The organism is Pseudarthrobacter sp. N5 (assembly GCF_050157035.1).
Lineage (GTDB): Bacteria > Actinomycetota > Actinomycetes > Actinomycetales > Micrococcaceae > Arthrobacter.
The window spans coordinates 2,304,544-2,321,199 of sequence record NZ_CP189593.1; the positions used below are offsets into that span (position 1 = coordinate 2,304,544).

Sequence of the window (16,656 nt, forward strand, 5' to 3'; positions counted from 1 at the left end):
GGGGGCTTGTTGCTGTCCGGATGCGCTCAATGCCGGCTCAGACCTCCCTGCGCAGTTTTGCCAACTGCCGGTTAATCCTGGCCGCCCAGAAGGGGCCCTCATAGAGAAAAGCCGTGTACCCCTGCACAAGGGTTGCCCCGGCTTCAAGCCTTTCCTGCACATCGCGGGCAGATTCCACTCCCCCGACGGAGACCAGGGTGAGCCGGTCGCCTGTAATGGCCTTCAGCTTTTTGAGCACCTCGAGGGAACGGAGTTTCAGCGGCGCTCCGGACAGTCCGCCTGCTCCGCAGGCTTCAACCATTCCCTGGCCTGACTTCAGCCCCGTCCGGCCAATGGTGGTGTTGGTGGCGATGATGCCGTCGAGCTTCAGGTCCAATGCCAGCCGCGCAACGTCATCGATGTCTTCGTCGCTCAGATCGGGGGCGATCTTGACCAGCAACGGGACCGTGCGACCCGCTGCCGTATTGGCTGCTTCGCCCACAGCCTTCAGAAGCGGTCGAAGTGTTTCGACGTTCTGCAGAAGTCGCAGGCCGGGCGTATTGGGCGAACTGACGTTGACCACAAGATAGTCGGCCGCCGGAGCAAGCGTTCGTGCGCTGACCAGGTAGTCCTCCACCGCGTCTTCAAGCGCGACCACTTTGCTCTTGCCGATGTTCACCCCGATCACTGGACGGACCCCGGGGTGTCTGCGCTGCAAGGCTGCACGCGCGGACTTGAGACGCGGGGCTACTGACGAGGCGCCGTCGTTGTTGAACCCCATGCGGTTAATAACCGCATGGTCCTCAATGAGCCGGAAGAGCCGTGGTTTTTCATTGCCGGGCTGCGCCTGGCCGGTAATGGTTCCGACCTCCACATGGCCGAAACCCAGCTGGGCCAGGGCTTCAATTCCGTGGCCCTCCTTGTCGAATCCGGCGGCCAGGCCGAACGGCGACGGAAACGTCAGCCCGAATGCCGTTGTCTCAAGGGACGACGCGGGCGCTGTGAATAGTTCCAGGAGCCGGCCGGCTCCTGATTTGTGGGCCAACCTGACGCCTTTGAAACCGATCTTGTGGGCGCGTTCGGCGTCCATCCAAGAAAAGGCAAGCCTGAAGAAAGTGGGATATACGCGCATGCCTCTAGTTTTCCGCGTTCGACGGTGCAGACCAAACCAGGGCCGAAACAACCCGGAAGAATAACGCCGATCGATGGCGCCGTGCACATACCTACTGGCGGGTAGCAGCGAAGCGATAGCATGAACCATGACCAGCGAAGACGGTGCTCACGGAGGTTGGAACGAATGATTCGAAGCGATGTTCTTGTGGTCGGCGCCGGACTGTCCGGATTGGTGGCCGCCGCAGAAGCATATGCGGCGGGAAAAACTGTTGCGATCCTTGACCAGGAGCCGGAAGCGTCTGTGGGCGGGCAGGCACACTGGTCCTTCGCCGGACTTTTCCTAGTGGATTCGCCGGAACAGCGGCGGCTTGGAGTCAGGGACAGCGAAGAGCTGGCGCTTGCCGACTGGATGGCGTCTGCAGCCTTTGACCGGCCCGAGGACGCCCACGCGCAGGACTGGGCAGCGGCATATGTCCATTTCGCAGCCGGTGAGAAACGCTCATGGCTGAAAGCGCTTGGCGTTGGTATGTTCCCGCTGGTCCAGTGGGCCGAACGTGGGGGATATGGTCCGGACGGCCACGGAAATACCGTACCCCGGTTCCATGTGACGTGGGGCACCGGGCCCGCCCTGGTTGCGCCGTTCCTCGACGAACTTCATGAAGGCGTGGCTGCCGGGCGGGTGGCCTTTCATTTCCGGCACAGAGCCACCGGCCTGGTAACGACAGCAGCCCGGGTCACGGGTGTGGCGGGTGAGGTGCTCGAGCCAAGCAGCGCCGAACGCGGCGAACGATCCACGCGCCGCGTGACCGGCGGATTTGAGGCGTCCGCTGCTGCGGTGGTAGTGACTACCGGGGGAATAGGCGGCAACCATGACTCGGTCAGAACCCAGTGGCCAGGCGGGGGTGCGCCGGAACGGATGCTCAGCGGCGTACCGGCCTCCGTGGACGGGTTGTTCCTGCCGGCCGTGGAGCAAGCAGGCGGCCGGCTCATCAACGGCGACCGGATGTGGCACTATCCCGAAGGCATCCATAACTATGCGCCGGTGTGGCCGCATCACGGAATCAGGATCCTGCCCGGGCCATCGTCGATGTGGCTCGACGCCACGGGACGGCTCCTGCCACCGCCCCTGTTCCCGGGGTTCGATTCGCTGGGTGCGCTGCGTCATATCCTGGGCACCGGTCATGACTACTCATGGTTTGTCCTGAACAAGACTATTGCCCTGAAGGAATTCGCGCTCTCCGGTTCGGAACAGAATCCTGATCTGACAGGAAAGGACATCAGGTTGCTGGCCGGGCGGCTCAAACCCGGCGCGGACTCCCCCGTCCAGCGCTTCCTGGACCAGGGAGTGGACTTCCTGCAGGCCGACACCACAGCAGCGTTGGCCGCAAAGATGAACGGACTCACAGGCGACGGCCTGATCGATGGCACTGAGCTTGACCGCCTGATCCGCTCCAGGGATCTGCAGGTGTCCAGCGGCTTTGGCAAGGATCCGCAGTTAGCTGCCATCCGCGCGGCGCGGAGATTTACCACTGACAAGGTGATGCGCGTGGTGCCGCCGCACCGGCTGACGGATCCCGCTCACGGCCCCCTGCTTGCAGTAAGGCTTTCCGTACTCACGCGGAAGAGCCTGGGTGGCCTTCACACGGATCTGGAGTCGCGGGTCCTTGATGCCGCAGGCCACGCTGTGGGCGGGCTGTTTGCCGCTGGCGAGGCCGCAGGCTTTGGCGGCGGCGGAATCCACGGCTACCGTGCCCTTGAAGGGACCTTCCTTGGCGGTTGCCTGTTCTCCGGCCGCACCGCCGGGCGGGCAGCATCAGCGGCCGTCTAGCTTGTATACGTTATCTAGGCTGATTACATGAAATGGCAGACGGACATACTCGGAGTTGGATTCGAATCGTGCGCTTTCCGCGCAACGGCTGACGACGGCGTGGAACGCACGGCCACCCTGGTGCGTCACGTCCCGGGCCCGGGCGATGGCGCCGCGGTGTTCCCGCCGCCGGCTGGCCGCCGCCGGGTCGTCCTGTTCCTGCATGGCTGGAGCGATTACTTCTTCAACGTGGAACTGGCCCGTTTCTGGGCCCGCAACGGATTCGAATTCTATGCCCTGGACATGCACAACCACGGCCGGAGTCTCCGGCCGGATACTCACGGCGGCTACGTGGCCGACCTTGAAGACTACGACGCCGAAATCAACAAGGCAATCAGCATCATGGGAGTCGGGTCCGACGACGACGACGACGGCGGAAGCCTGCCGGGCCTGACGGCCGGCCGTCCTGCCTCGCCCGACATCGCGGCCGCTCCCCTCTTGACTCTGATGGGGCACTCCACGGGTGGCCTCGTCGCGGCTCTCTGGGTAAGCCGCCATCCCGGCGCAGCCTCGCAACTGGTGCTGGACAGCCCATGGCTGGAGATGCACGGAAATTCGCTGGTCCGGCGGGCTGCGTGGAGCATGGTCGAACCGATCGCACGGTTCCGGCCGGAAGCCATTCTGCGGCTTCCGGAACGCGGATTCTACTGGCGGAGCATCAGCAGCTCCGCGGAGGGGGAATGGGCACTGGATGACACTTACCGGCCGCCCATGGCATTCCCCGTCCGGGCCGGCTGGCTGAGCGCGGTCCTGGCCGGGCATTCAAAAGTTGCCCGCGGACTCCGGATCGATATCCCCATCCTGGTTCTGCTGTCCGGCGCCAGCGCCAACGGACCGTTCTGGACGGAGGCCATGCGACGGACTGATGCCGTCTTGGACGTCAACATCATCGCCCTTCGTGCATTGACCTTGGGCCGTACCGTCACCCTGGAGCGTATTGACGGGGCCCTGCACGATGTTTTCCTCTCGGCTCCCGCCGTCCGGACTGATGCCTACGCGCGCCTTTCACGGTGGATCCGTGGCTATGCCGGCCCTGAAGTTGGCGGCACCCCATGACCTCACTGGAGGCAACACAGCCGCTCTGGCAACCGGACTTCCTGGGTGCAGGGTTCGAATTCCGTGAACTGCCCATGGACCCGGACGAGGAAGGCGATGTCTGCGCAACACTGGTCCGGTACGTCCCGCCAGTCGCACCGGTTCCGCGTCGGCGTGCCGGGTTCTTTCAGGGCCCCAGGGAGCTCATTGCCCGCGGGCTCCGTTCTTCGCCCGCAGCGAGCAGTCTGCGGGATTCCGCTGACGCCCCTGCGAACGTGGTGCTGTACCTGCATGGCTGGGCCGACTACTTCCTGCAGACGGAATTGGCCCGGCATCTGGGCGCTGCAGGATTTCACTTTTACGCTCTGGACCTGAGGAAATTCGGCCGGAGCCTGAAGGAAGGGCAGACGCCTGGCTACACCACCGATCTTGCCGTCTATGACCAGGACATGGGTGCGGCGCTCCAGGCGATCCGCAACGATGTGGCCAGCATTACCGGCAACGGAGCCGCACCGACCATCCATCTGCTCGCCCATTCACTGGGTGGCCTGATAGCTGCATTGTGGGCCGACCGGAATCCCGGCGAACTGGGAACCCTGGTGCTGAATGCACCGTGGCTTGAGCTTCAAGGCAGCAGCCTGATCCGCAACATCGCCGCCCACGTGGTGGAACCGCTGGCCAGAACCGATCCAAAGCGGCCCTTCCGTTTTCCGGAGATGCCCGGCTACTGGCAAAGCGTGAGCAGTGAAGCCCACGGGGAGTGGGCTCTGGACCACAGGTGGCGGCCGAGGGCGTCATTCCCCATACGGGCGGGTTGGAGCAAAGCAGTCCTCGCCGGACACACGGCGGTGGAACGCCGTCTGTCAATCGATGCACCGGTATTGGTGATGTTGTCAGGCCGGACACGGATCCAAAGTGAGTGGTCCGCCGAGCTGATGCACGTTGACGCCGTTATTGACGTCGAGGAGACCGCGCGCCGCGCGCTGCGGCTGGGACGCCGGACGGCCGTATTCCGCTATCCCGGTGCCATCCACGACGTCTTTCTTTCACGCAGTAGAATCCGCCACGAGGCCTACCGGGATCTCACCATCTGGCTGCGGTCCTACCCGGGCTGACTGCCCGGACTCCCCTGGATAATCGCCGGGCCGGCAGGCGCTGCGTCCACTGCACCGCCATAACGCCGATCCCGCTGGGCATAGACTTCCACTGCATCCCACAGCGTCCGGCGATCGACGTCGGGCCACAGCGTATCCATAAACACGAACTCTGCATAGGCGGACTGCCACAGCATAAAGTTGGATAGCCGCTGCTCTCCGGAGCTCCGCAGGAAGAGGTCCACGTCCGGAAGATCCGGTTCGTCCAGATACTTCTGGATGGTCTTCTCTGTGATGGCCCCGGGCTTGAGACGGCCGGCGGCGACCTCCACCGCGATTGCGGACACAGCATCTGCGATCTCTGCCCTGCCGCCGTAATTAACACACATGGTCAACGTGCAGGTGCTGTTGCCTGCCGTGTATTCCTCTGCCTCTTCGAGCTCCCGGATCACGGAACCCCACAGCCTGGGACGGCGTCCGGACCACCGCACGCGCACACCCCACTCGTCCAGCTGGTTTCTCTGGCGACGCAGCACATCCTTGTTAAAACCCATCAGAAAGCGCACCTCTTCGGGTGAGCGCCGCCAGTTTTCGGTGGAGAACGCGTACACACTGACGTATTTGATGCCCAGCTCGATGGCACCGGCCACCACGTCCAGCAGTGCCGGTTCGCCTGCTTTGTGGCCCTCGATCCGGGGCAGGCCACGCTGATTGGCCCAGCGCCCGTTGCCGTCCATCACGATCGCCACGTGCCTGGGAACAAACTCGGCAGGAATCACCGGTGCTACGGCGCCCGAAGGATGGGGGTACGGCGCTGTGACAGGCGCAGTTCGCTGCCGTGATGGAGGGTTCTTTTTTCCCAAGGCCACAGTCAGGTACGCTCCACATGTTTAAGGGATTTCAGGACACGTTCAAGATGCCATTGCAGGTAGACGGCCACCAGGCCGGCGGCCTCCCTGCGGTGGGCCGGAAGTGAGGAATCGGCCGTCGTCCAGTCCCCGGTCAAAAGCGCGCCAAGCAGGAGAACTGTTTCAGCTGCCGGCGCGGGCGACCCGGGCGGGCGGCAATCAGAACAGACCATACCGCCGAGAGGGGCGGAGAAAGCGGTGTGCGGCCCGGCGGCTCCGCACCTGGCGCAGTCTGTGAAACTCGGCGCCCAGCCGCCAGTGGCAAGCGCCCTCAGGAGATACGAATCAAGGATCAGCTCAGAACTGTGATCACCGCGGCTCAAGGATGCAAGCGCGCCCACCAGCAGGTTGTACTGTGCGGTTCCGGCTTCACCGTCGACATCCGTAAGCTTTTCGGCGGTCTCCGTCATGGCTGCCGCCACGGTATAACGGCCGTAGTCGGCAGCGATGTTACCGCCGTACGCGCCTTTCGCCACAGCCTGCGTGACGATGTCCAGCGTCCGGCCGGAAATAAGTTGCAGGTCAGCGACCATAAATGGCTCCAGACGGGCGCCGAAGCGGCTGCTCGTGCGGCGCACACCCTTGGCCACAGCACGGACTTGCCCGTGATGCTTGGTCAGAAGCGTGATAATGCGGTCCGCTTCCCCAAGTTTATGCGTGCGCAGCACCACGGCGTCATCGCGGTAGGCGCGAGCAGCAAATGATTGTTGGACCACGGTTAATCTTCGCACTGTCTTTCGGGAAAGCGGACTTGACCCAGCGGTGCCGCCGGAATTTCCGGCGGCACCGCCCGACGCATTCAGGCCTGGGCGTCCCTGATGGCACGGTTCACAGCGGAGATGACGGCCTTGAGCGAGGACATGCTGGTATTCGAATCAATGCCCACGCCCCACAGCACCCGCTCCCCTACAGCGCATTCGACATACGCTGCGGCACGGGCGTTGCCGCCCTCGGACAGGGCGTGCTCGCTGTAATCGAGAACCCGGACGTCAACGCCGTCCTGGCCCAGAATGCTCAACAGCGCAGCGATGGGGCCGTTGCCGGAGCCGGTGCGGCGAACCTGCGCGCCATCCACCATCAACGTGGCATGCAACGTCATGGCGCCGTCTTCGTCGGTTTCGGTGTTGACCGATCCCAGTGCGTACCGTCCCCACTGGCCGTCAGGCTGCCCGGACGGCAGGTATTCGTCCTGGAAGGCCTGCCACAGCTGGGCACCGCTGACTTCGCCGCCAATGGTGTCCGTGCGCTTCTGGATTACGCCGGAGAATTCAATCTGCGCCCGCCGGGGCAGATCCAGGCTGTGCTCATTCTTGAGCAAGTACGCCACGCCGCCCTTACCTGACTGAGAGTTGACGCGGATGACTGCTTCGTAGCTTCGGCCGAGGTCCTTCGGATCCACCGGCAGGTACGGGACCTGCCACGTGACATCGCCGATATCCTTGCCGGCTGCTGCCGCATCCCGTTCCAGCGCCTCGAAGCCCTTCTTGATGGCATCCTGGTGCGAGCCCGAAAATGCGGTAAACACGAGGTCGCCGCCGTAAGGTGACCGCTCTGCCACGGTCAGCTGGTTGCAATACTCCACCGTGCGCCGGACATCATCAATGTCGGAGAAATCGATCATGGGATCGATGCCCTGGACAAACATGTTCAGGCCCAGGGTCACCAGATCCACGTTTCCGGTGCGCTCACCGTTGCCGAAGAGGCAACCCTCGATCCTGTCAGCACCGGCCAGATACCCCAGCTCAGCCGCGGCCACACCGGTTCCACGGTCGTTGTGCGGGTGCAGGGAAAGAATGATGCCTTCGCGGGGATGCAGGTTGCGGCTCATCCACTCAATGGAATCGGCGTAGACATTCGGTGTGGCCATTTCAACCGTTGCCGGCAGGTTGATGATGACCTGGCTGTCCGCGGAGGCCTCGAAGATATCTGCGACGGCGTTGCATACGCGGAGCGCGTACTCCAGCTCGGTGCCGGTAAAGGATTCAGGCGAGTATTCATAGGTGATGTGCGTGTCAGCCAGAGTTTCCTCGTACTTTTTGCACAAGCGCGCGCCCTGCAGCGCGATGTCCAGGATTCCGTCTTCGTCCTGGTTGAATACCACGCGGCGCTGGAGGACGGAGGTCGAGTTGTAGAGATGGACGATGGCCTGCCTGGCCCCGACGAGCGACTCATATGTCCGCTCGATCAGGTGCTCGCGGGCCTGGGTCAGCACCTGGATGGTGACGTCATCCGGAATGTGGTTGCCTTCAATCAGCTGCCGCACAAAGTCGAAGTCAGTCTGGGACGCCGACGGAAAACCGACTTCGATCTCCTTGTAGCCCATCCGGACCAGCAGATCAAACATCTTCATCTTGCGTGCCGGGCTCATTGGATCGATCAGTGCCTGGTTGCCGTCGCGCAGATCCACGGCGCACCAGCGCGGCGCTTTGGTGATGAGCTTGTCCGGCCAGGTGCGGTCCGGCAATTCAACGGTGATCTGGTCCTGGAACGGCTGGTAGCGGTGGACCGGCATTCCTGAGGGCTTCTGTGCGTTTCGCATTACAATCGGGGCCTTTTCTGTGGTTCTTATGTGAAAGGGTGGCCGGGCAACACAAACTCCGCAGCGAGGGTGGGCCTTGAGCTAGATCGCGTCTGAGGCCTCGCCGCGGCAGCTAAGAAGAAGCAGTTCTGCGCGCACCATTTCACAGTAACACGGGTGCGTAAGATGAAGGAGCAACACCTCCCGCAACGTCCATCATGCAGACGCTGTACCGGTGCCCTCGCCGGCAGCAGCCCGTTTCATCAAGGAGCTTCTGTGCCTAACTCAGGGATCGTCCTGTCCAACATTGACCAAAGCGTCCGGCCGCAGGACGACCTCTACCATCACATCAACGGGGCGTGGCTGAAGTCCACCGAGATCCCTGATGACCGTCCCTTGGAAGGCACCTTCACCGCCCTCCGCGATGATGCCGAGCTGGCGGTCAAGGCCATCATCGAGGACGCTGCCGGCAAAGGCGCGGTGGCCAGCGGAATTGAGCGCAAGGTCGGGGATCTCTACAACAGCTTTATGGACGAGACCGCGGTTAATGCCCGGGGTATCGAGCCGATCAGGAAGCGGCTGGCCGACGTTTTCGCCACGGGTTCGGCGGCGCAGCTCGTGGCGTTGGCGGGGCGGCTCTTCCGTGCGGATGTATCCGGACTCTTCTACATCTACCCGGCACCGGATGCAGGCAATCCTGACAGGATCCTGCTCTATACCGGCCAGGGCGGCCTGGGGCTGCCGGACGAGTCCTACTACAGGGACGAGAAATTCGCCCCGATCATCGGCTCATACCGTGCTCATGTCCGCACGATGTTTGCATTGGCGGGGCTGCCGGACGCTGACGGGGCCGCTGGCAGGGTGGTGGATCTTGAGACTGCTCTGGCCTCTCATCACTGGGACAATGTCACCCTGCGCGATCCTCAGAAGACGTACAACCTCAAGTCCGCTGAGGAGGCCAACGGGTTGTTTCCGCTGCTGGGAACCTGGTTCGACGCTGCGGGCATCGTCCCGGAAAAGCGGCAGGAAATTGTTGTCAGTACACCGGATTTCTTCGCCGGAGCGGCCGCATTGATGGAGTCGGAACCGCTGGCAGTCTGGCAGGAGTGGCTGGCTCTGCGCGTGATGAATTCCGCCGCCCCCTATCTGTCTTCAGAGTTCGTGGAAGCCAACTTTGACTTCTACGGCACCACCATCAGCGGCACTCCCCGGAACAAGGACCGCTGGAAGCGTGGTGTGGGCGTTGTTGAAGCATCACTCGGCGAAGCCGTGGGCCAGATCTACGTTGCCCGTCACTTCCCCGAGTCCCACAAGGCCCGCATGCAGATTCTGGTTTCCAACCTCACAGAGGCATACCGGCAAAGCATCACCGCGCTCGGCTGGATGGGTGAGGCCACCAAAGAAGAGGCACTGCGGAAGCTGGGCGCCTTCCGGGCAAAGATCGGGTACCCGGATGAATGGATTGACTACTCCGCCGTGGAGATCGATCCTGCTGATCTGCTGGGGAACGTGGAGCGCGCCCACAACGCCGACGTCGACCGCCACCTTGAGGAGGTAGGCAAACCCGTCGACCTGAACAAGTGGCTGATGACGCCACAGACGGTGAATGCGTACTATCATCCGATGCTCAACGAAATCGTTTTCCCGGCCGCCATCCTGCAACCGCCGTTTTTTACGGCGGATGCCGATGACGCTGTGAACTACGGAGGCATCGGGGCCGTGATCGGCCACGAGATCGGACACGGCTTTGACGATCAGGGATCCCAGTTTGACGGGACCGGGGCTCTGCGCAATTGGTGGAGCGAGTCCGATCGGGAGGCGTTCGAATCCCTGGCTGCAAGGCTCGTGGCCCAGTACGATGTGCTCTCTCCCGACGCCGCACCCGGCCATACTGTGAACGGCAAACTCACGCTTGGCGAGAATATCGGCGACCTCGGCGGGTTGACCATTGCGTACAAGGCGTACCTGCTCAGCCTGGACGGTGCCGAACCAGAAGTATTGGACGGGCTGACGGGTCAACAGCGGTTTTTCGCATCCTGGGCTGCCGGCTGGCGCCAGGTGATCCGCAGCGAAGAGGCGATCCGTCGGCTGGCCACTGATCCCCACTCCCCCAACGAGTTCCGGACCAACACCATCGCGAAGAATCTGGATCCTTTCCACGAGGCGTTCGGCGTCACCGATGCCGACGGCATGTGGATGCCGCCGGAGGAGCGGGTCAGTATCTGGTGACTCCGTGCGAGGACAGCAGGGCCAGCCGTGAACGGCTGGCCCTGCTGCTGTCCTAACGGGCGCAGCCTTGACAGGGGCGGTCGGACCTCGGGCTACTGCTTGACGATCAGGTCCGGGTTTGCCTGCTGGCATACGGTGTCACCGGCAGTCTGATTCACGATGTCAGGCGGAAGTGCCACGGACCCGTATTTGGTGCCTGTCGTGAAGTCCGAACCAAGGTAGACCTGGACGCCTGCCACATCTGCGGAAGGGGCAAGCTGGGCGGCCGGGATGCCAAGCACCGCCGCCACGTCAGCAGCCACGTCAGCGAATTCCGCGCCGTAGTAGACCATCGATTGGGCAACAGGCCCTGCCGTCAGCTGAGTCACGTGGCTGAAGCCGCCAGCCACAATGGCCTGGACTATTTCCTGAGACCGGGCGGGCACACCGGTTCCATTGGCCACACTTACTGGCTGCAGGGCTTTGTTGTATGGAACCCGGGTCTCAACCGGTGCTGAAGGTGCGGGCGAAGGGGCCGACGGCGAAGCGGACGGGCTGGCCGCCGCGCCGGGATCAGTAAGGTCAAGGTCCTTACGCAATGCTGCAAACAGCTGGGAAGCAGCAGGTTCGGCGACTTCGAGCCGGTTGGGGTCGCTGCGGGCCTGGGTGGTGGGAACAGCAACGAACGCAACCTTGCTGACGTCGATGTTCTTAAGCCGGTTACCGATGGTCAAGAGCGACGGAACAGAGGCCAGTCCGTCGTCCACGGTGAGGTTTTGTGTCACCACATCGGCTATCCGCAGCATCTTCCGGGGATCAGTCAACGTTCCGTCGTCTTTCATTTTCCGGGTCAGGGACGACAGGAAGCTCTGCTGGCCCTTGATGCGGCCAAGGTCGCCGCCGTCTGCAAACGCATGCCGCGTCCGGAGGAAGGCAAGCGCCTGTTCACCCTGGACCTGTGAAGTGCCCTTGGGGAGATGCAGTTTGGAGTCAGGATCGTAGACGGCGTCGCTGATGCAGACCTGCACTCCGCCCACTGCATTGGAAAGCTCCTTGACGGCATTGAAATCAGCCATCATAAAGTGGTCGATTTCCAGACCCGTAAGCTTGTTGATGGTGTCGACTGCGCAGCCGATGCCCGCGTCGGACATGGCCGCGTTGATCATGACGTCGCTCTTGGCAGGAAACTCGTTCTTCGTCTTCGGGTCTTTGCACTTCGGGATGTCGACCAGCAGATCACGGGGGAAGCTGATGACATTCACGCGCTTGTTGTCCGCCGAAATATCCATCAGCATCATGACGTCGGAATGCCCGTATCCTGTGGAGTCTTCAGTAGTGCCATACTCGGAATTCTTCCCGTCACGGGTATCCGAACCGAGAATCAGGATCTGCATCCTGTCGTTGGAGTCATTAACGGGATTTTCTGTCTTGCTGTTGCCGGCACCCAGCGGGGCCGTGGAGATATTCGACTGCAGGCGGAAGTACCAGTACCCGGCGAAGGCGAGGCCACCCAGCAGGATGACGGACACAACAGCTGTTGTCGCCTTGAGCCAGAACGGCATGCCGCGCTCCGAACCCAAGTGCCGCGCCGGGCCGACCGCCGGGTCTTCTCCATGCCGGGCGGCGGCCGGTGTCCGGGCTGACTCTCCGGCCACTTCCTCGCGGTTATCGCGGCGTCGCACCACGTGCAGTACCTTCCTCTAAAAAAACTGGATCCGGCCTACTTTAGTAGCCAAGGCTGGGAAATTGCCCGACGCACGTGCCGAATGGTGCTGCCCGCCGGTTCGGTCTAGAAACCGAGCTTAACGAGCTGCTTGGGATCGCGCTGCCAGTCTTTGGCTACCTTGACGTGCAGGTCGAGGTAGATCCGTGTGCCAAGGAGGGCCTCGATGCCTTTACGGGCGTTGGTGCCCACTTCGCGCAGTCTGGCCCCGCCTTTGCCGATAATGATGGCCTTCTGCGACGATCTTTCAACGTAAAGATTCACCCTCACATCCAGGAACGGGCTGTCTTCCGGCCGGCCCTCCCTGGGGATGATCTCATCCACCACCACGGCCAGGGAGTGGGGAAGTTCATCCCGGACTCCTTCAAGCGCGGCCTCGCGGATCAGCTCAGCCACCATGATGGCCTCTGGCTCGTCCGTGAGCTCACCATCGGGGTAGAGCGGCGGTGACGGCGGCATGTGGCTGATCAAGACATCCGCCACGGTGCTGACCTGGAAGCCATCGGTGGCGGATACCGGGACGATGTCCTTCCAGCCGTCCTCCCCCAGCACAGCCCGCCCCAGGGCGGCGACTGCCAGGAGCTGCTCGGTAAGCGCCTGGCGGTCCACAAGGTCCGCCTTGGTCACAATGGCGATGATGGGTTTTCCCCCCACAGCAGCGAGCTGGGCCGCGATGTATTTATCGCCCGGGCCGATCTTCTCGTTGGCTGGCAGGCAGAAGCCGATGGCGTCGACCTCGGACAACGTATCCGCGACGAGGTCGTTGAGTCGTTTTCCCAGCAGCGTCCGCGGCCGGTGCAGCCCCGGCGTATCCACAAGTATCAGCTGCGCGTCATCGCGGTGGACGATTCCCCTGATCGTGTGGCGAGTGGTCTGAGGCTTGGCTGACGTGATGGCCACCTTCTTGCCGACCAAGGCGTTTGTCAGTGTTGACTTGCCGGCGTTGGGGCGGCCAACGAGGACGGAAAATCCCGCATGGTAGCCGCCGAATTCCTCGCTGCTTTGGTCTTTATTTTTCTTGCTCACGTGGAACTCCCTGTTGCGTTGGTGCGGCCTCGTCGAGAAGGCCGTCAATGTCAGTGTCTTCCTTTGGCACGGCTGCCGCAATGATGTGGCTGACGCGGTTCCTGCGGCCCTCGAGCCGTTCGGCCCTCAGCGCCACGCCGCCCACTTTCACCGTGCTGCCTACGATGGGCACCCGGCCGAGAGCCTTGGCGAGCAGGCCGCCCACAGTGTCAACTTCGTCGTCGTCGAGCTCAATATCGAACAACTCACCCAGATCATCAATGCTCATGCGTGCACTGACCCGGTACGTGCCGTCACCGAGTTCCACTGCTTCAGCACTTTCCGTGTCGTATTCATCCACGATTTCACCGACGATCTCTTCAATGAGATCCTCAAGGGTTACCAGCCCGGCCGTTCCGCCGTATTCATCGATGACGATGGCAACGTGTGTCGATTCCTTCTGCAGTTCCCGGAGGAGATCGCTGACCGGCTTGGATTCCGGGACATAGCGCACCTCGCGGGCAAGCGCCTCAACCCTGGGAGGTTCCTCATCCGGGCCGAGCCTGTGCAATGTGGCCGCGACATCCTTCAAATACACGATTCCCAGAATCTGGTCCGTGTTGTCGCCGATAACCGGGATCCGGGAGTATCCGGACCGCAGGAAGAGGGACATTGCACGCCTGAGGGTGGACCCGGCGTCTATGCTCAGGATGTCGGTGCGCGGCACCATAACAGCACGGACCAGTGTGTCGCCGAAGTCGAAAACGGACTGGATCATCTCGGCTTCGTTGTCCTCGATCATGTCTGATTCGGAAGCACGTTCCACAAGTTCGCGGAACTCCTCTTCACTGAAAAACGCTTCGTCCCCGCCGGGTGCGCCGGGGGCTGCCGCGCTGCCGAGGGCCACCAGCCAACCGGGAATCGGACCGAGTACCCATTTGAGTGACCGCACCAGGGGCGCCGTAAAATGCACGACGGCGGCAGAGTGCAGCCTCCCCAGTTGCCGCGGAGAAACTCCCACGATCACGAATCCGACTACCGCCATGATCCCGGTTGCGGCAAGACCGGCCAGCCAGACATTGTCCAGAAGGCTATGGAACAGCACCGCGACGGCCACCGCCGATGCCATTTCGAACCAGATCCGCCAGAACCGCAGGGCACGGGTGTGCGCCACGGGCTGCGCCAGAATACGCTCGAGCGCGTTTCCTCGGCTCTTCTGGAGTGCCTCTTCGGCGTCATGACGCGGAAGGAAATTGAAGGCAGCCTCAGCCGCTGTCAGGAGAGCCGCGAAGCTAAGGAAAAGCAACGCCATGCAGACAAGGATCAGTGACGTCACTGCGTCGTCTCAGCAGGCGCTTCTTTGCCGGTAAAGCCGGCCAGCAGCTCACGTTGAAGGCCGAACATTTCTGCCTTGTCCTCGGGCTCGGCATGGTCGTAGCCCAGCAGGTGGAGGATTCCATGAGTGGTCAGCAGCAGCATTTCGTCCTGCGTGGAATGACCTGCACTCCTAGCCTGGACTTCGGCCACCTGCGGGCAGACGGCGATGTCACCCAGCATTCCCTGGGGCGTGGGCTTGTCCGGTGTTCCCGGCGTGAGTTCGTCCATCGGGACAGAGAGCACATCGGTTGATCCGGGCTCGTCCATCAGTTCGATGTGGAGCTTCTCCATGGCCGGTTCGTCGACGAGCAGAATTGAAAGTTCCGCCTGCGGGTGGATATAGAGCTGTTCAAGAATGAACCGAGACAGCGCAACGAGTTCCGTTTCGTCCACCTGGATCCCGGACTCGTTGTTCACTTCAATGCTCATGGGCGTTCCCCCTGCTTGGCCCGCGGCGCGGAGTGCTGGACGCGGTTTCTCTGTATGTCATCCCACACGCTGTAAGCCCTCACGATATCCCCCACCAGGCGGTGGCGGACGACGTCCGTGGCGTCGAGTACCGAGAAGTTGACGTCCTCGATTCCCTGTAGGATCTCCTCGACGATGCGCAGCCCGGACCTCGTCCCGAACGGCAGATCCACCTGCGTTACGTCACCGGTCACCACCATCTTGGAGCCGAAGCCCAGTCGGGTCAGGAACATCTTCATCTGCTCCGGTGTGGTGTTTTGTGCTTCGTCCAGAATAATAAAGGCGTCGTTGAGGGTCCGGCCGCGCATATAGGCCAGCGGAGCCACCTCGATGGCCCCCGCCGCCATGAGCCTTGGGATGGATTCGGGATCCATCATGTCGTGAAGCGCGTCATAGAGAGGGCGCAGATAGGGATCGATCTTGTCGCTCAGCGTTCCGGGCAAGAAACCGAGCCGCTCCCCTGCTTCGACGGCGGGCCGGGTCAGGATGATCCGGCTGACTTCTTTCTGCTGAAGTGCCTGGACTGCCTTGGCCATGGCCAGGTAGGTCTTCCCGGTGCCCGCCGGTCCGATGCCAAAAATCACTGTGTTGGCGTCAATGGCGTCCACGTAGTTCTTCTGATTCAGTGTCTTGGGCCGTATGGTCTTACCCCGGCTGGAAAGGATGTCATGGGTCAGGACATCCACAGGATTCTGCAATGATTGGCTCCGAAGGAGTGCAACCAGCTGCTGGAGCACCGCCGGGCTGATGACGGTTCCCCTTGCGACGAGGCCACTCACTTCGTGGAACAGACGCATTATCCGCGGGACGTCGGCCGCCGGACCGCTGATGGTCAGCTCGTTGCCACGAACGTGGAAGTTCACGGAAGGGAACTGCTCCTCGATAAAGCGCAGCGCTTCGTCGTGGCTGCCCAGCGACTGGACCATCTGATCAGAGTTCTCGAACAGGACCACCTCAGTCCGGATTCCGGGGAGCGTGTGGGGGAATTCACCTGCGGTGCGCTCTCCGGTGTTAAACCGGCGCTTTCCGTTTGCTGACTCAGTCATGGTCTCGGCCCGCGGGCCTCTGGTCCCCTCCAGTTCGGAATAAGAGTGTAGAGCTGATCAGGTGAGGTGCAGGCCTCGCCTTCACCCATCAGAGTCCTCCTATCTTACGCCAGCCCTCCCCGGCGGGTGCATCTGCCGCGGAGCGGACGGCCCGCAGCAGGGACGAATCACCGTCATTAGGTATCAGCTTTGTCTCGGCCTCATATCGTTCCCGTTGCAGTTCACCGGCCGCCCGGAAATGCAACACCTCGGCCGTCGACGTTATGCAATGCTGGAATTGAGAGCGGCCAGGGCACGCCAGCCAGGTCCGGGGGC

General features: G+C 62.4%; 13 protein-coding genes. 4 read left to right on the top strand and 9 right to left on the bottom strand.

From position 1 onward, the window contains the following. Positions 1-37: 37 nt before the first annotated feature. Entirely contained in the window at positions 38-1,111 is a 1,074-nt protein-coding gene (locus ACQCST_RS11105; RefSeq protein WP_426995842.1) for a quinone-dependent dihydroorotate dehydrogenase, read from the bottom strand. A gap of 165 nt (positions 1,112-1,276) precedes the next feature. On the opposite strand from ACQCST_RS11105, the gene ACQCST_RS11110 reads away from it, so the two are divergent. Genes ACQCST_RS11110 through ACQCST_RS11120 form a run of 3 tightly spaced genes read left to right on the top strand, consistent with a single transcriptional unit; the run spans position 1,277 to position 5,109 of the window. Then, entirely contained in the window at positions 1,277-2,920 is a 1,644-nt protein-coding gene (locus ACQCST_RS11110; RefSeq protein WP_426995843.1) for an FAD-binding dehydrogenase, read from the top strand. Between the two features lie 27 nt (positions 2,921-2,947). Then, complete coding sequence (locus tag ACQCST_RS11115; RefSeq protein ID WP_426995844.1) at positions 2,948-4,015, top strand: alpha/beta hydrolase; 1,068 nt, start codon at positions 2,948-2,950, stop codon at positions 4,013-4,015. Further along, the gene (locus tag ACQCST_RS11120) at positions 4,012-5,109 is read left to right on the top strand and encodes an alpha/beta hydrolase (RefSeq protein WP_426995845.1); all 1,098 of its coding nucleotides are present in this window, start codon (positions 4,012-4,014) and stop codon (positions 5,107-5,109) included. Before ACQCST_RS11115 ends, ACQCST_RS11120 begins: the two co-directional genes overlap by 4 nt. Here the strand turns inward: ACQCST_RS11120 and ACQCST_RS11125 are convergent. The 3 genes from ACQCST_RS11125 to leuA form a co-directional block, all read right to left on the bottom strand. Then, positions 5,097-5,957, bottom strand: coding sequence for an isoprenyl transferase (locus ACQCST_RS11125; protein WP_426995846.1), 861 nt, complete (start codon positions 5,955-5,957; stop codon positions 5,097-5,099). The genes ACQCST_RS11120 and ACQCST_RS11125 overlap by 13 nt on opposite strands. Positions 5,958-5,959: 2 nt before the next feature. Then, positions 5,960-6,712, bottom strand: coding sequence for a DNA repair protein RecO (gene recO, locus ACQCST_RS11130; RefSeq protein WP_426995847.1), 753 nt, complete (start codon positions 6,710-6,712; stop codon positions 5,960-5,962). A gap of 83 nt (positions 6,713-6,795) precedes the next feature. Beyond that, entirely contained in the window at positions 6,796-8,535 is a 1,740-nt protein-coding gene (leuA, locus tag ACQCST_RS11135; RefSeq protein ID WP_426995848.1) for a 2-isopropylmalate synthase, read from the bottom strand. Between the two features lie 255 nt (positions 8,536-8,790). Between leuA and ACQCST_RS11140 the strand changes: the two genes are divergently transcribed. Beyond that, positions 8,791-10,743 carry a M13 family metallopeptidase gene (locus tag ACQCST_RS11140; protein WP_426995849.1) on the top strand — a complete coding sequence of 651 codons (1,953 nt, stop codon included), beginning with the start codon at positions 8,791-8,793 and terminating at the stop codon, positions 10,741-10,743. Positions 10,744-10,835: 92 nt separating this feature from the next. Here ACQCST_RS11140 and ACQCST_RS11145 read toward each other — a convergent pair whose 3' ends face one another. From ACQCST_RS11145 to ACQCST_RS11165, 5 genes are all read right to left on the bottom strand, one after another. Next, positions 10,836-12,407 (bottom strand): LCP family protein, encoded by a 1,572-nt coding sequence (locus tag ACQCST_RS11145; RefSeq protein ID WP_426995850.1) that lies wholly within the window; start codon positions 12,405-12,407, stop codon positions 10,836-10,838. A 104-nt stretch (positions 12,408-12,511) separates the two neighbouring features. Further along, positions 12,512-13,471 carry a GTPase Era gene (gene era, locus ACQCST_RS11150; protein ID WP_426995851.1) on the bottom strand — a complete coding sequence of 320 codons (960 nt, stop codon included), beginning with the start codon at positions 13,469-13,471 and terminating at the stop codon, positions 12,512-12,514. Continuing rightward, entirely contained in the window at positions 13,455-14,786 is a 1,332-nt protein-coding gene (locus ACQCST_RS11155) for a hemolysin family protein (RefSeq protein WP_426995852.1), read from the bottom strand. Before ACQCST_RS11155 ends, era begins: the two co-directional genes overlap by 17 nt. Then, positions 14,783-15,256, bottom strand: a complete 474-nt coding sequence (gene ybeY / locus ACQCST_RS11160; protein ID WP_426995853.1) for an rRNA maturation RNase YbeY — start codon at positions 15,254-15,256, stop codon at positions 14,783-14,785. Before ybeY ends, ACQCST_RS11155 begins: the two co-directional genes overlap by 4 nt. Then, a complete protein-coding gene (locus tag ACQCST_RS11165) occupies positions 15,253-16,341 on the bottom strand; it encodes a PhoH family protein (RefSeq protein ID WP_426995854.1) in 1,089 nt (362 codons plus the stop codon). The genes ybeY and ACQCST_RS11165 overlap by 4 nt, the downstream gene beginning before the upstream one ends. Between the last annotated feature and the right edge of the window lie 315 nt (positions 16,342-16,656).

Coding starts and splice junctions, on each gene's coding strand:
- leuA (WP_426995848.1), bottom strand. CDS start 8,535: ATGCGAAACGCACAGAAGCCCTCAGGAATGCCGGTCCACCGCTACCAG.
- ACQCST_RS11120 (WP_426995845.1), top strand. CDS start 4,012: ATGACCTCACTGGAGGCAACACAGCCGCTCTGGCAACCGGACTTCCTG.
- ybeY (WP_426995853.1), bottom strand. CDS start 15,256: ATGAGCATTGAAGTGAACAACGAGTCCGGGATCCAGGTGGACGAAACG.
- ACQCST_RS11165 (WP_426995854.1), bottom strand. CDS start 16,341: ATGACTGAGTCAGCAAACGGAAAGCGCCGGTTTAACACCGGAGAGCGC.
- ACQCST_RS11105 (WP_426995842.1), bottom strand. CDS start 1,111: ATGCGCGTATATCCCACTTTCTTCAGGCTTGCCTTTTCTTGGATGGAC.
- ACQCST_RS11115 (WP_426995844.1), top strand. CDS start 2,948: ATGAAATGGCAGACGGACATACTCGGAGTTGGATTCGAATCGTGCGCT.
- ACQCST_RS11110 (WP_426995843.1), top strand. CDS start 1,277: ATGATTCGAAGCGATGTTCTTGTGGTCGGCGCCGGACTGTCCGGATTG.